This window comes from Streptosporangium jomthongense, from assembly GCF_042650425.1.
GTDB lineage: Bacteria > Actinomycetota > Actinomycetes > Streptosporangiales > Streptosporangiaceae > Streptosporangium.
In genome coordinates this window covers 147,657-160,444 of the sequence record NZ_JBHSBC010000012.1, presented here as the reverse complement: position 1 = coordinate 160,444, position 12,788 = coordinate 147,657, and the positions used below count along the sequence as shown (strand labels likewise).

14 protein-coding genes are annotated in these 12,788 nt (G+C 72.4%); 6 read left to right on the top strand and 8 right to left on the bottom strand.

The genetic code is table 11. From position 1 onward, the window contains the following. Window positions 1-77: 77 nt before the first annotated feature. Window positions 78-974 carry an STM4011 family radical SAM protein gene (locus tag ACFOYY_RS12490; protein WP_386189860.1) on the top strand — a complete coding sequence of 299 codons (897 nt, stop codon included), beginning with the start codon at window positions 78-80 and terminating at the stop codon, window positions 972-974. Here ACFOYY_RS12490 and ACFOYY_RS12485 read toward each other — a convergent pair. Beyond that, complete coding sequence (locus ACFOYY_RS12485) at window positions 950-2,050, bottom strand: DUF6745 domain-containing protein (protein WP_386189859.1); 1,101 nt, start codon at window positions 2,048-2,050, stop codon at window positions 950-952. The genes ACFOYY_RS12490 and ACFOYY_RS12485 overlap by 25 nt on opposite strands. A 33-nt stretch (window positions 2,051-2,083) precedes the next feature. Beyond that, window positions 2,084-2,410: a hypothetical protein gene (locus ACFOYY_RS12480; RefSeq protein WP_352009233.1), complete on the bottom strand. Its 327-nt coding sequence runs from the start codon at window positions 2,408-2,410 to the stop codon at window positions 2,084-2,086. Between the two features lie 167 nt (window positions 2,411-2,577). Here ACFOYY_RS12480 and ACFOYY_RS12475 point away from each other — a divergent pair, with 167 nt between their 5' ends. After that, the gene (locus ACFOYY_RS12475) at window positions 2,578-3,087 is read left to right on the top strand and encodes an RNA polymerase sigma factor (RefSeq protein ID WP_352009234.1); all 510 of its coding nucleotides are present in this window, start codon (window positions 2,578-2,580) and stop codon (window positions 3,085-3,087) included. Continuing rightward, a complete protein-coding gene (locus ACFOYY_RS12470; protein WP_386189858.1) occupies window positions 3,084-4,121 on the top strand; it encodes a hypothetical protein in 1,038 nt (345 codons plus the stop codon). The genes ACFOYY_RS12475 and ACFOYY_RS12470 overlap by 4 nt, the downstream gene beginning before the upstream one ends. 76 nt (window positions 4,122-4,197) lie before the next feature. Here the strand turns inward: ACFOYY_RS12470 and ACFOYY_RS12465 are convergent, their stop codons facing one another. The 6 genes from ACFOYY_RS12465 to ACFOYY_RS12440 all read right to left on the bottom strand — a co-directional run bounded on the left by ACFOYY_RS12465 (window position 4,198) and on the right by ACFOYY_RS12440 (window position 7,992). After that, entirely contained in the window at window positions 4,198-4,800 is a 603-nt protein-coding gene (locus ACFOYY_RS12465; RefSeq protein WP_352009236.1) for a TetR/AcrR family transcriptional regulator, read from the bottom strand. A gap of 31 nt (window positions 4,801-4,831) precedes the next feature. Further along, complete coding sequence (locus ACFOYY_RS12460; RefSeq protein WP_362916777.1) at window positions 4,832-5,485, bottom strand: biliverdin-producing heme oxygenase; 654 nt, start codon at window positions 5,483-5,485, stop codon at window positions 4,832-4,834. 92 nt (window positions 5,486-5,577) lie between these two features. Further along, on the bottom strand, window positions 5,578-5,742 hold the full coding sequence (locus ACFOYY_RS12455) for a hypothetical protein (RefSeq protein WP_386189857.1): 165 nt from the start codon (window positions 5,740-5,742) through the stop codon (window positions 5,578-5,580). A 44-nt stretch (window positions 5,743-5,786) separates the two neighbouring features. Beyond that, window positions 5,787-5,936 carry a hypothetical protein gene (locus tag ACFOYY_RS12450; RefSeq protein WP_386189856.1) on the bottom strand — a complete coding sequence of 50 codons (150 nt, stop codon included), beginning with the start codon at window positions 5,934-5,936 and terminating at the stop codon, window positions 5,787-5,789. An 89-nt stretch (window positions 5,937-6,025) separates the two neighbouring features. After that, window positions 6,026-6,679 carry a response regulator transcription factor gene (locus ACFOYY_RS12445; RefSeq protein ID WP_362916773.1) on the bottom strand — a complete coding sequence of 218 codons (654 nt, stop codon included), beginning with the start codon at window positions 6,677-6,679 and terminating at the stop codon, window positions 6,026-6,028. After that, the gene (locus ACFOYY_RS12440) at window positions 6,676-7,992 is read right to left on the bottom strand and encodes a sensor histidine kinase (protein WP_386189855.1); all 1,317 of its coding nucleotides are present in this window, start codon (window positions 7,990-7,992) and stop codon (window positions 6,676-6,678) included. The genes ACFOYY_RS12445 and ACFOYY_RS12440 overlap by 4 nt, the downstream gene beginning before the upstream one ends. Window positions 7,993-8,272: 280 nt before the next feature. Here ACFOYY_RS12440 and lon point away from each other — a divergent pair, with 280 nt between their 5' ends. From lon to ACFOYY_RS12425, 3 genes are all read left to right on the top strand, one after another. Continuing rightward, window positions 8,273-10,642 (top strand): endopeptidase La, encoded by a 2,370-nt coding sequence (gene lon, locus ACFOYY_RS12435; protein WP_352009242.1) that lies wholly within the window; start codon window positions 8,273-8,275, stop codon window positions 10,640-10,642. Window positions 10,643-11,077: 435 nt separating this feature from the next. Next, window positions 11,078-12,073 carry a methionine ABC transporter ATP-binding protein gene (locus ACFOYY_RS12430; RefSeq protein WP_352009243.1) on the top strand — a complete coding sequence of 332 codons (996 nt, stop codon included), beginning with the start codon at window positions 11,078-11,080 and terminating at the stop codon, window positions 12,071-12,073. After that, a complete protein-coding gene (locus ACFOYY_RS12425) occupies window positions 12,070-12,726 on the top strand; it encodes a methionine ABC transporter permease (RefSeq protein ID WP_386189854.1) in 657 nt (218 codons plus the stop codon). The genes ACFOYY_RS12430 and ACFOYY_RS12425 overlap by 4 nt, the downstream gene beginning before the upstream one ends. Window positions 12,727-12,788: the final 62 nt, after the last annotated feature.

Below are 12,788 nucleotides of genomic sequence, written 5' to 3'. Positions count from 1 at the left end.
CTGGACGGGAAAGAGACGAGCCCGTGGGCACAGGAGGCGCCGGACGCGTCCTTCCCGGCGGGAAGGGAGACGACCCCGTGGACACGAGCGTGAACCCCCCGGGCGGTGAGCACGAGCCGGGCCACCTGACGATCCTGTACCGGGGGCCGCTGTCCAGCTGCGACTACGACTGCCCCTACTGCCCCTTCGCCAAGCGCCGCGACAGCCCGGAACGGCTACGGCAGGACCGGGCGGCGCTCGAACGGTTCACGGCCTGGACGGCGGAGTGCGGCCACCCCGTCTCGGTGCTGTTCACCCCCTGGGGGGAGGGGCTGGTCCGCTCGTGGTACCGCCGGGCGATGGTCGAGCTGAGCCGGCTCCCGCACGTCCGCAGGGTCGCCATCCAGACCAACCTCAGCTCCCGCACCGGCTGGCTCGCCGAGGCCGACCTGGACACGCTCGCCCTGTGGGCGACCTACCACCCCGACCAGGTCACCCACGAGCGCTTCCTCGGCAGGTGCCGCGAACTGCACGGACTCGGTGTCCGTTTCAGCGTCGGCGTCGTCGGCCTGCCCGAGCACCTGGAGGCGGCCCGGCGCCTGCGCGCCGACCTGCCCCCCGAGGTGTATCTGTGGGTGAACGCCGCCGAGGGACACCTCTACACCGACGAGGAGGCGGCCGGGTGGGCGGCGCTCGACCCGCTGTTCCACCACAGCAGGACCCCGCACCGCAGCGCCGGGCTGCCGTGCCGTACCGGGGAGAGCGTGATCTCCGTGGCGGGCGACGGCACCGTACGGCGCTGCCACTTCGTGCCCGAGGTCCTGGGCAACCTCTACGACGGCTCCTTCCGCGCGGCCCTGCGCCCCCGGGGCTGCCCGCTGGCGGTGTGCGACTGCCACATCGGCTACGTCCACCTGGAGCCGACGGGACTCTACGACGTGTTCGCCGGGGGAGTCCTCGAACGCATCCCTCATGTCTCCTTGAGCGGCCGGTAGTCCTTCTCCGTCTGGCCGAACGTCCACGCGACCCCCTCGCGGGCGGTGCGGGTCCACGGCGGGACCCGCAGCCAGTAGGTGCGGAACGTGCCGTCGGGCTCGGCGGTCGAGTTGACCACCTCGACCATCGCCACCGCCTCGTCGTCGGGCAGGTCGATGCGCCACAGGACGCCGGTCTCGTCGCGGTGCGTCGGCGTCGCCCCCGACTCGGCGAGGTAGCGGTCGTAGCCGAAGTGCTCCAGCATCACCCGGCGCAACTCGGCGTTCTCCTCGGCGCGGATGCGCGCGGGGGTCAGGCCCGTCATGGAGGCGCCGAAGTCGGCGGGCACCGGCATGCCGTGCCAGGCGTGCAGGGCGAAGCCGTCGGGGAAGGAGAGCGCGGCCCCCTCCGCGCGGTGCGGACGGCCCGCGTCGTCGCGGTGCAGCTCGGCGGGGCGCTCACAGAGCAGCGCCACCCGCTCGAAGGGCCACCACCAGCCCGCGGACTCGGCGACCCGGACCAGGCCCTCGACCTCCGGCGCGCCCAGCGCGTCGAACAGCGACAGCCAGGGCGCGTCGTGCTGGCCGAGCACGGCGTCCAGCGTCGAGGCGCGCAGCAGCGCCCCGGCCTCCTCCGAGCCCGCGGACGCGGCGATGCCGCCGCGGATGCGGGTGACCAGGCGGTTCACCTCGTCCCACAACGCGCCCCCGGTCAGCGACCAGGCCAGCGGCCAGCCCTCGGCGCCGAGCCGGGCCAGGGCGTCGGCCCTGGCCCGCTCCCACGGCCGGGTACGGACCTGGTCGCGGACGCACCGGCCCGCGTCGAACTCCGCGGCCCTCTCTCCGGGATCGCCGCCGGGGCCGTCCTGCTCGCCGCCGCCCCTGTTGGCGGCGAGCTTCGCGGCGATCACGGCGCCCTCGGCGGGCGAGGCCGCCCAGATGATCCGCTCGGGCTCGGCCAGGCCGCCGAGCCGGTAGGCGAGCCGTACCCCCTCCTCGGCGCGGGCGCGGTCGGCGGGGCCCGTCCTGAGGGCCACCTCCTCCCAGCGGAGCGCGGCCACGCTCAACGTGTCGGAGAGTTCACTGGTCACGGTCATGTTCGGGTGCTCCTGGGACGTGCGGGGAATCGTTCAGTCGGCGACGACGCGGAAGGCGCCGGGGACGTACTCGCGCTGGCGCAGCACGCGGTACCACCCCTTGGGCAGGGAGATCGCGGCGTGCTCCTCGTGAACCACCCGCCCGCCGGAGGGGAGGTTGAGGAAGGAGGGGTCGGCCGGACGCGCCCCGCGGACCAGGGTGCCCTGGCCGACCACGGCGTGGGCGTGCCCGGTGGCCTCGCCGAGGGCCAGCACCAGGCGGCCCCGCGCGTCACGCGGCACGGACGGCGAGGTGACGACGGAGGCGGGAACGGCCTCCTCCTCGACGGGCACGATCAGGATGTCTCCCTGGCGGTACATCTCACAACTCCTCGGATCGGGATGATCGAAAGTTAGCGGCCGCCACCGACAATCCCGGGCGGGATCATCGCCGCAGCCGGTGAGGGCACGCAGAACCGGCCGCCAAGGCGGATCGTGATTCGTCCCTCTAGCGTGTAATCCACGCCCTCCTCCTGGGACTACTGACCGTGGACCATCCCCAACAACGCTTCACCGAGCTCTACGACCGGCACTACCGGAACGTCCTCGGCTACGCGCTGCTGCGCGCCGACAGGCAGGCAGCGGAGGACGTGGTGAGCGAGACCTTTCTGATCACGTGGCGACGGCTGCGCGAGGTCCCCGACCCGGCGCTGCCGTGGCTGCTCGGCGTGGCCCGCAACCTCCTGCGCAAGCAGCAGGACTCCGGGCTGCGCGGGCGGGCCCTCGCCGCGCGGCTGGCGGATCTCGCCCCCGCGCCCGAGGACGACGTCGCCGAACGTGTCGCCCGGCGGGAGGCCGCCCTCGCGGCCCTCGCCGAACTCGGCGAAAACGACGTCGAGGCCCTGGTTCTGGCGAGTTGGTACGGGCTGACCCCCGCCGAGGCCGCCCGCGTCGCGGGCTGCACCGCCAGGACCTTCAACGTCCGCCTGCACCGCGCTCGCCGCCGCCTGGCGGAGGCGCTCGACCATGACGCACTCACCCTGGAGGAACGACGATGACCCCCGACGACTTCATGCTCGGCCTGCGGCCCGACGCCGTGACCGAGGAGAGCCACCGGCTCAGGCGCGAGCGCGACCTGTCGGCCGCCTTCGCCTCCTCCGGGCGGCCACGCTCGTTGCCGCCCGCGCGGCTGCTCAAGATCGCGCTCGGGCTCGCGGCGGCGGCCGCGGTCGGCGTGCCGTACGTGATCGGCAGCGCCCCCGCCGCGGCGCCCCCGACGGCGGCGAGGAACGTCGTCCCGACCGGGCACGGCACGGTCGACGCCCCCGTCGAGACGGTGGACGCGCGCTCGTTCCTGCTCGCCGGCGCCGAGACCGTGGCCCGAACCCCGGAGCGCAAGGCCCGCTACTGGTTCTCCAGCACCCGCACCTTCGACCCGGTCAAGGGGGGAGGCGTCCTCGCGGTCACCGCCGAGGCCTGGAGCGCCCCGACCGGCGGCCGTCTCGTGACCGGCAAGGACGCCGCCTACGTCCCGGCCCGCCCCGGCGCGCCGCTCCCCGAGGAGAAGTCCGTCGACCACGGGCCCATGGTCCTCAAGACCGCGATCGGCGGCACGCTCGTCTCCGACGAGGACGTGGCCGATCTGCCCGGCGAGGAGAAGGCGCTCGACGCGTGGCTGCGCGAGGCCTACCGCGGCGCGGGCAAGGGCCTGCCCGCCGAGGCGGCGAAGGAGGAGCGGGCGCGGTCCTATCCCGCCTTCGTGCTCGGCGCGGCCCGCTACCTGCTCGACTCCCCGGCGACCCCCGCGACCCGCGCCGCGGTCCTGCGGGTTCTCGCGGCCCAGCCGGGCCTGGCCATGAAGGAGGGCGTCACCGACCCGGCCGGGCGGACCGGCGTGGAGATCGGGCTGACGGGCGGCGACACCCGGCTCGTCATCGACCGGACCGGGGCCAGGCTGCTGTCCTTCGCCTACACCGGGCCGGACAGGGCGGAGAGGCGTGTGGGCGCCTCGGTGCGCTCGGCCGAGGTGAGCGGACGCGAGGTCGCGGTCCTCTCCTCCGGCTGGGTGGACTCCCTGGGCGCCCGTCCCTAGTCCGGTCGGAGGCCCCGTCTCCCGGCGCGGGGGCCGTCGCCGGTCGTGGTCCTGACGGCCGGGCTCGGTCGCCGCGTCAGGGCGTGAGGGCGTCCAGCGCGCGCAGGACGAAGTCGCAGACGACGGCCTCGGCGTCCTCGGCCGTGGTCTCCCCGCTGAGCAGCGGCACCCGCTCCGAGCCGATGACGGCGAGGATGAAGCGGGCGGCGGAGGCCACGTCCGAGGTGCGGAAGGCCCCCGAGGCGACCCCGCCCTCGATGATGCCGGTCAGGATGCGCTGCATCGGCTCGACGTGGTCGGCCAGGCGCTGGTAGGCGTCGGGGCCGAGCGCGGCCGACAGGTCGGCGGGGCCGGGGTGGGGGTGGGCGAGCAGCCCGGCCAGCTGCAGGCGGACGAACACCCGCAGGCGTTCCGCGGGGGAGGCGTCCGGCGGCAGCTCCCGCTCGTAGCCGTCGATGAAGTAGCCCGTCACCCGCTCGGTGAAGGCCAGCAGCAGGGTCGCCTTGTCGGGGAAGTAGTTGTACAGGACGGTGCGGGTGATTCCCGCCTCACCCGCCACTTCCGTCATCGAGATGGCGTCGATGCCCTGGTTCCTGGACAGACGGGAGACCGCCTGCAGAATCCGGTCCCGCGTCTGGGCGCGGTGCTCGCCGATCGTCGCGGCCGAAATGCGAGGCATGCCCCCATCGTCGCACAGGCCGGGGCGGTTCTCAGGCGGGTTGCCCGGCCGGGACCAGCCTGCCGAGGTCGGCCAGCACCTCGGTGTTGAGCCGGTAGGCGAGCCTGGTCTCCTCGATGATCAGCGCCTTCTCCGCCTCGTCGGCCGGAAGCGCGTCGAGCCGGGCGCGGTAGTCGTTCTTGAACCGGGGCAGGCTGCCGATCCCGTCGAAGCGGTAGAAGTCGACGCCGCCGTCCGTCTGGTAGCCGTAGATCTTCTGCAGCTCCATCCGGATGAACTGGCCGCCGGACAGGTCGCCCATGTAGCGGGTGTAGTGGTGGGCGACGTAGCCGCCCGGCCAGGAGGCGGTCCGCTCGATCCTGGCCACCAGCTCCTCGGTCGGCTTCGAGGGCTCGATCCTGGTTCTCCAGCCGGAGCCGTAGATCGTCTCCAGGTCACGGACCAGCGCCTCCTCCCGGTAGAGCTCGGGAAAGACGAAGGGACCCGCGACCGGGTCGCCGGCGAGTGAGCGGGAGACGCCGTCGAGGGCGACGTAGGCGAAGTAGTGCTGGGCGACCATCTCGCCGTAGGCCTCCGCGCTGAGCCGCCCCGCCATGAGGGCCTTGAGGTAGCCCTCGCCCTCCGCGGACTCGTGGTCGCTCCAGGTGGCGTTCCTGAGCGCTTCGGAGAAAGACGGCTCACTCATGATCACTCCGCGATGAAGGGGTCTTATATGACACAGTGTCACAAAGCCTGCCGTTCCCCGTCAACCCGATGATGACACCATGTCATAAAAAATCACTTCTTATTGGGTTGGGCGGCCAGTGCCAGGCAGAGGGCGGCGAACACCGGAGGCCAGGCCGGCCGGAACAGCACCCAGGAGGGCCCGTCCACCGGACCGGGCAGCCAGGGAATCTCCCCAGGGCCGAGCGGCAGCGCGGCCAGGACCGCCACGGTCGGCACGGCCTGGCGTCACAGGAAGACCGCCATGGCGCCCAGGTTGACCGTCACGACCACCGCCCGGAGCCGGGGCCGCCGTCCGCCCGCACCCGCACGCCGCCCAGTTCGGCGGCCGAGGACCGGTGGCCGTGCGGGGCCGGGACGAGCAGGTGGCCGAGGGCTGCGGCGACGGCGAGAACGGACGTGCGGTGTGGCATGCGGGCCTCCTGACCGGTTGGGAACCGGCAAGAGGCTAAAAATCATGGTTTGTCGCTTATATCGCCCTGGAGAGGTCCCCCCACGGGGTTCACTCGCCCGGCCTGACCAGACCCGTCTCGTAGGCGTACACGATCGCCTGGGCCCGGTCGCGCAGGTCCAGCTTGGCCAGGATGCGTCCCAGGTGCGTCTTGACCGTCTGCTCGGACAGCACGAGCTCGGCGGCGATCTCCTGGTTGGAACGGCCCTGGGCGACGAGGACGAGCACCTCGGTCTCGCGTTCGGTGATGCCGTCCGGCCTGATCCGGGGACGGCGCGGGCCGACCCGGGCGAACTCCGCGATCAGCCGTCTGGTCACCGAGGGGGCCAGCAGCGCCTCACCGGAGGCGACCACCCTGACCGCCTCGGCCAGCTGCCGCGCGGAGGCGTCCTTGAGCAGGAACCCGCTGGCCCCGGCGCGCAGCGCCTCGTAGACGTAGTCGTCGAGGTCGAAGGTGGTCAGGATCAGTACCTTCGGCGGGTCCGCCGCGGCCATGATCTCCCTGGTCGCGGCCAGGCCGTCCATGACCGGCATCCGTACGTCCATCAGCACCACGTCGGGACGCAGCCGCATGGCCTCCGTCACGGCCTCACGGCCGTCGGCAGCCTCGCCGACGACCTCGATGTCCGGCTGTGAGCCGAGGAACACGGTGAAACCGGTCCTGACCATGCCCTGGTCGTCGGCGATGAGCACCCGGATCGTCATGTCTCCTCCACTACCGGCAGTATGGCGGTGATCGCGAATCCCGTCCCGGCCGGTCCGGCCCACAGCCTCCCGCCGAGCATGGCGGCCCGCTCCCGCATCCCGACCAGGCCGTGCCCGGGACCCTCCGCGCGCTGCGCCGTACCGGGGGAGGGGCGTCCTGCGTCGTTGGTCACGTTGATGTTCAGCGCGCCGCCGGAACGGGAGATCCGCACCGAGACGTCCGAGCCGGGCGCGTGCCGCATGGCGTTGCTCAGCGCCTCCTGGGCGATCCGGTAGGCCGACAGGCTCACCGCCTCGGGCAGCCCGGTCAGGTCGCCGCTGAGGGAGAGCGCCACGGTGAGACCGGCCGAGCGCGCGTTGCCGACCAGCTCGTCGAGGCGGCCGAGTCCTGGCTGAGGGGCGGTGTCCACCCGTCCCTCGGCGTCCCTGAGCACCCCGATCACCCGGCGCATCTCGGTCATGGCGGACAGCGAGAGCACACGGATCTCCTGCAGCCCCTCCTCAAGGCGCCCGACGTCCCCGGCCGCCTGGAGGGGTACGGCCTCGGCCTGGATGGCGATCACCGACATGTGGTGGGCGACGACGTCGTGCAGCTCCCTGGCGATCCTGGCCCGTTCCTCCAGTGCGGCCTGCGCGGCCAGGGCTCGCTCGCTGCGCTGCTCCTCCTCGGCCAGGCGCCTGGAGGCCAGCCGTCTGGTCCGGACGTTGTAGCCGAGGAGCGCGGTGACGGCCAGCAGGACCGCGGCGGGCAGCGCATCGTTGACGCCGGGGCCGTAGACGACCAGGACGAGCACCGAGACGGCCCACACGCCCAGGGTGGTCCTGCGCTCGCAGCGGACCGCGACGGAGTAGACGACGAGCAGGTGGAGCATCGCCTCGGGGGCCTGCACGGGTCGTCCGCCGTCCTCGAAGGAGGGCATGACGATCACGCTCGCCAGGGCGATCCGCCAGGCGGCCAGCGGCCAGCGCTCGCGCAGCAGCACCGGGACGCAGGAGGTGATGGCGGCCAGGTGGAGCCACCACTCGGGGTAGAGGGGGCGCAGGAGGGCCCGGTCTTCCGGGGAGCCCACCGTGCCCGCGGTCATGTCGTTGGAGTGGACGAGCCGGGACAGGACGCCGCTGTAGACGATCCAGAAGGCCACCACGTTGGCCACCGTCACCAGGTCGACGGCGCGGAACGGCAGCAGCCGCAGGGCCTCGGGCAGCCGGAACCGAAGCCGGGGGGAGCGGGGGAAGGGCGGATCGGCCTGTCCCCTGACCAGCGCCAGGGCCGGCGGCCGCAGGAGCCGTTCCAGACCGGCGGGCAGATTCACCCGGCCAGCCTAGACAACGGGGGCGCGCACGGCGTCACCCTCGGGAGTGATCCACACCGTCACCTCCCAGGGGTACGGCGGTACCGGTGAGCCGTCGTCCCCGGGCCGGCGGGACCGGCGGGCAGGGCGCGCGGGGCACAGCAGGGGGAGCAGCGGGGGGGAGGAGGTACGGCCCGGCGAATTACACGATTACGATCGCTCACAGCGAACACGCTCAACTCCGGGAACAATCACGGGCTCCCATTAATTGAGTCGGTATAACTCAACCTTTGGAGCGCAGATGAGTGAGAGCCTGATCCTCCCGGTCCTGCCCCTCGACGACGAGGTCGTGCTGCCGGGCATGGTCGTCCCGCTTGACCTTTCGGAGGGCGAGGTCCGGGCGGCGATCGATGCCGCTCGGGCACTCGCTGACAACAAGCCCGAGGTGCTGCTCGTTCCCCGGATCGACGGCAAGTACGGTGCCGTGGGCGTCAGGGCCGTCGTCGAGCAGGTCGGCAGACTGCCCGGCGGTGAGCCCGCCGCCGTGGTCCGCGGTGTCGGCCGGGTCCGCGTCGGCTCCGGCACCACGGGCCCTGGCGCGGCCCTGTGGGTGCAGGCGAGCGTGATGGACGTCCCCGAGGCGGGGGAGCGCGCCGAGGAGCTGGCCAGGGAGTACAAGGCGCTGACCACGACCATCCTGCAGAAGCGGGGCGCCTGGCAGGTCGTCGACGCGGTCAACAAGATGGACGACCCGTCGCTGCTGGCCGACAACTCCGGCTACGCCCCCTGGCTGACCACCCAGCGCAAGGTCGAGATCCTGCAGACCGCCGACCCCGCCGACCGGCTCGAACGGCTGGTCGAGTGGGCCCGTGAGCACCTCGCCGAGCTCGACGTGGCCGAGACGATCCGTAAGGACGTCCAGGAGGGCATGGAGAAGCAGCAGCGCGAGTTCCTGCTCCGCCAGCAGCTGGCCGCGGTCCGCAAGGAGCTGGCCGAGCTCAACGGCTCCTCCCCGGAGACCGAGGAGGAGGACTACCGGGCCCGCGTCGAGGCGGCCGACCTGCCGGAGAAGGTGCGCGAGGCCGCGCTCAAGGAGGTCGACAAGCTGGAGCGGACCTCCGACCAGTCTCCCGAGGTCGGCTGGATCCGCACCTGGCTGGACACCGTCCTCGACATCCCGTGGAACGAGCGGACCGAGGACTCCTACGACATCGCCGCGGCCCGCGCCGTCCTCGACGCCGACCACACCGGCCTCGACGACGTCAAGGACCGCATCATCGAGTACCTCGCGGTGCGCGGCCGCAGGGCCGAGAAGGGCCTGGGCGTGGTCGGCGGGCGCCGCAGCGGCGCGGTGCTCGCGCTGGCCGGGCCTCCCGGAGTCGGCAAGACCTCCCTGGGCGAGTCCGTGGCCAGGGCGATGGGCCGCAAGTTCGTCCGTGTCGCCCTCGGCGGCGTCCGCGACGAGGCCGAGATCCGCGGCCACCGGCGCACCTACGTCGGCGCCCAGTCGGGCCGGATCGTGCGCGCGATCCGCGAGGCGGGCTCGATGAACCCGGTCGTGCTGCTCGACGAGGTGGACAAGGTCGGCTCCGACTACCGGGGCGACCCGACCGCGGCCCTGCTCGAGGTGCTCGACCCGGCGCAGAACCACACCTTCCGCGACCACTACCTGGAGGTCGAGCTCGACCTGAGCGACGTGCTCTTCCTGGCCACGGCCAACGTCCTCGAAGCCGTCCCCGGGCCGCTGCTCGACCGGATGGAGGTCGTGACGCTCGACGGCTACACCGAGGACGAGAAGGTCGCGATCGCCCGTGACCACCTGCTGCCGCGCCAGCTCGACAAGGCGGGCCTCACCGCCGAGGACGTCACCCTCGGCGAGGACGCCCTGCGCGCCCTCGCGGGCGAGTACACCCGCGAGGCGGGCGTGCGCTCCCTGGAGCGCTCGATCGCCAGGGTCCTGCGCAAGGTGACCGCGAACGTCGCCCTCGGCGAGGCCGAGCTGCCGGTGACGGTGGAGGACCTGGTCCCCTACCTCGGCCGCCCGCGCCACGTGCCGGAGTCGTCGCTTCCCGAGTCCAGCCGGCGTACGGCGGTGCCCGGCGTGGCCACCGGCCTGGCGGTCACCGGGGCGGGCGGGGACGTGCTGTACGTCGAGGCGTCACTGGCCGACCCGGAGACCGGTGACACCGGGCTGACCCTGACCGGCCAGCTCGGCGACGTCATGAAGGAGTCGGCCAGGATCGCGCTGTCCTACCTGCGCTCGCGGGGCGCGGAGCTCGAACTGCCGGTGACGGCGCTGAAGGACCGTTCGGTGCACATCCACTTCCCCGCGGGGGCGGTGCCCAAGGACGGCCCCTCCGCCGGCGTCACCCTGACCACCGCGCTGGCCTCGCTGCTGTCCGGCCGTACGGTCAGGAACGACGTGGCCATGACCGGTGAGATCTCCCTGACCGGCAGGGTGCTCCCGATCGGCGGGGTCAAGCAGAAGCTGCTGGCCGCCCACCGGGCGGGCATCACCACGGTGCTGATCCCGGCCCGCAACGAGCCCGACCTGGACGACGTCCCCCAGGCGGTCCGCGACGAGCTCACCGTCCACACGGTCAGCGACGTGCGGGAGGTGCTGGAGATCGCGCTCACCCCGGCCAAGGTCGCGGAGAAGGCCGTGGCCTGACCTGGGCGATCCCTCGCACGGCCCGTCCCTCCTCACCGGAGGGGCGGGCCGTTCGCCGTGTCCGGACGGCGAATTCCCCTATGGGGGTGATAGGGATCACATGAAATACCGGGAATCCGGGTAGGCCGACCCCGTGTTGAGGCAGACGTGAACGTGGCGAACCAGGCAGACGCGACCCCGCAGGGCCGGGCCGTCTCCCTCGGCGAGCACATGTGCGGGATGCCCCACATGTGTGTTCCGAGCTGTATGCGCTTCAAGCACTAGCTTCGCCCGCCCGTCCTCACGAAGGCCCGAGACCATGACCTGCCCCGCGGACCATCTCGTCCTGCGCCGCCTGTGCCACCTGCCCTTCGACCCCGGCACGCGCTAGCTCCCTCCCCGCCGTGGAACCCGTCGTAGAACCTTTCGAGGACCCGTTCATGTTGGGGAACAGCTGTGATTGATGTGTCAGGCCTGCGCAAGGTCTACCGCGACCGGGGCCGTGAGGTGACCGCCGTGGAGCGCGTCGACCTCCACGTCCGCGAGGGCGAGATCTTCGGCGTGCTCGGCCAGAGCGGTGCGGGCAAGAGCACCCTGCTGCGCTGCGTCAACCTCCTCGAACGCCCGACCGAGGGCACCGTGACCGTGGCGGGGCAGGAGCTGACCGCGCTCGGGGAGGCCCGGCTGCGCCGGGCCAGGCAGCGGATCGGCATGGTCCACCAGCACTTCGCCCTGCTGTCCTCCCGCACGGTCGCGGGCAACGTGGCCTTCCCGCTTGAGGTCATGGGCACCGGCAGGGCCGAACGAGCCAGGCGGGTGACCGAACTGCTCGAACTGGTCGGGCTCGCGGACAAGGCGAAGGCCCATCCCGCCCAGCTCTCCGGCGGCCAGAAACAGCGCGTCGGGATCGCCAGGGCACTGGCGGGCAACCCCGCCGTGCTGCTGTCCGACGAGGCGACCTCCGCGCTCGACCCGGGCACGACCCAGTCGATCCTGGCCCTGCTCAAGAGCCTCAACCGGGAACTCGGCCTGACGATCCTGCTGATCACCCACGAGATGAACGTCGTCAAGACGATCTGCGACTCGGCCGCCATCATGCGCCACGGCAGGATCGAGGAGTCGGGGACCATCCCCGAACTGTTGGCCACGCCGGGGTCCCGGCTCGCCGCCGAACTGTTCCCCCTGCCCCCCGCGGAGCCGGGCGACGTCACGATCACCTTCACCGGGCAGGCCGACGAGCCCGTGGTCTCCCAGGTGGCGCGCACGTTCGACGTGGACGTCAACATCCTCGGCGGAGCGCTGGAGCAGGTCGCCGGGCTGTCCACGGGGCGCCTGCGCCTGCGCCTGGGCGGCGCCCAGCGCGCCGAGGCCCTGGCCTACCTGACCGGTCGCGGCCTGCTGGTCGAGGAGAGCCCGGTGAACGCGCCCGTAACGCTGGAGGAGAAGGCATGACCTGGGACGAGATGGCCCCCCTGCTGTGGGAGAACACCTGGCAGACCGTCCAGATGGTCCTGTGGTCGACCCTGTTCACCGCGCTGCTCGGCCTGCCGCTCGGTGTCGCCCTCGTCGTCAGCGACCGAGGCGGGCTGTTGCCCTCCTGGCCGCTGAACCGGGTGCTCGCGCTGGTCGTCAACGTCGGGCGCTCACTGCCGTTCATCATCCTGATGATCGCGGTGATCCCGCTGACCCGGATGATCGTGGGCACGACCATCGGCACCGCCGCGACCGTCGTCCCCCTCACCCTGGGCGCGGCGCCGTTCTTCGCCAGGCTGGTGGAGACCTCGCTGCGTGAGGTGGGCTCCGACAAGGTGCAGGCGGCCCACGCGATGGGCGCCAGCCGTACGACGATCATCGGCAAGGTCCTGCTTCCCGAGGCGATGCCGGGCCTGGTCGCGGGGCTCACGGTGACCGTGGTCGCATTGATCTCCTACTCGGCGATGGCCGGGGCGATCGGCGGCGGCGGGCTCGGCGACCTGGCGATCCGCTACGGCTACCAGCGTTTCGAGACCACCCTCATGGTGATCACCGTCGTGGTGCTGGTCGTCATCGTCCAGCTCGTGCAGACCCTGGGCGACACCGTCGCCCGCCGCCTGCAACGCGGCTGATCCCTCCCACTCCCCCCGGGACCCCGTCACAAGCGGGAGCCCTGGTTTTCCACACCCAAAAG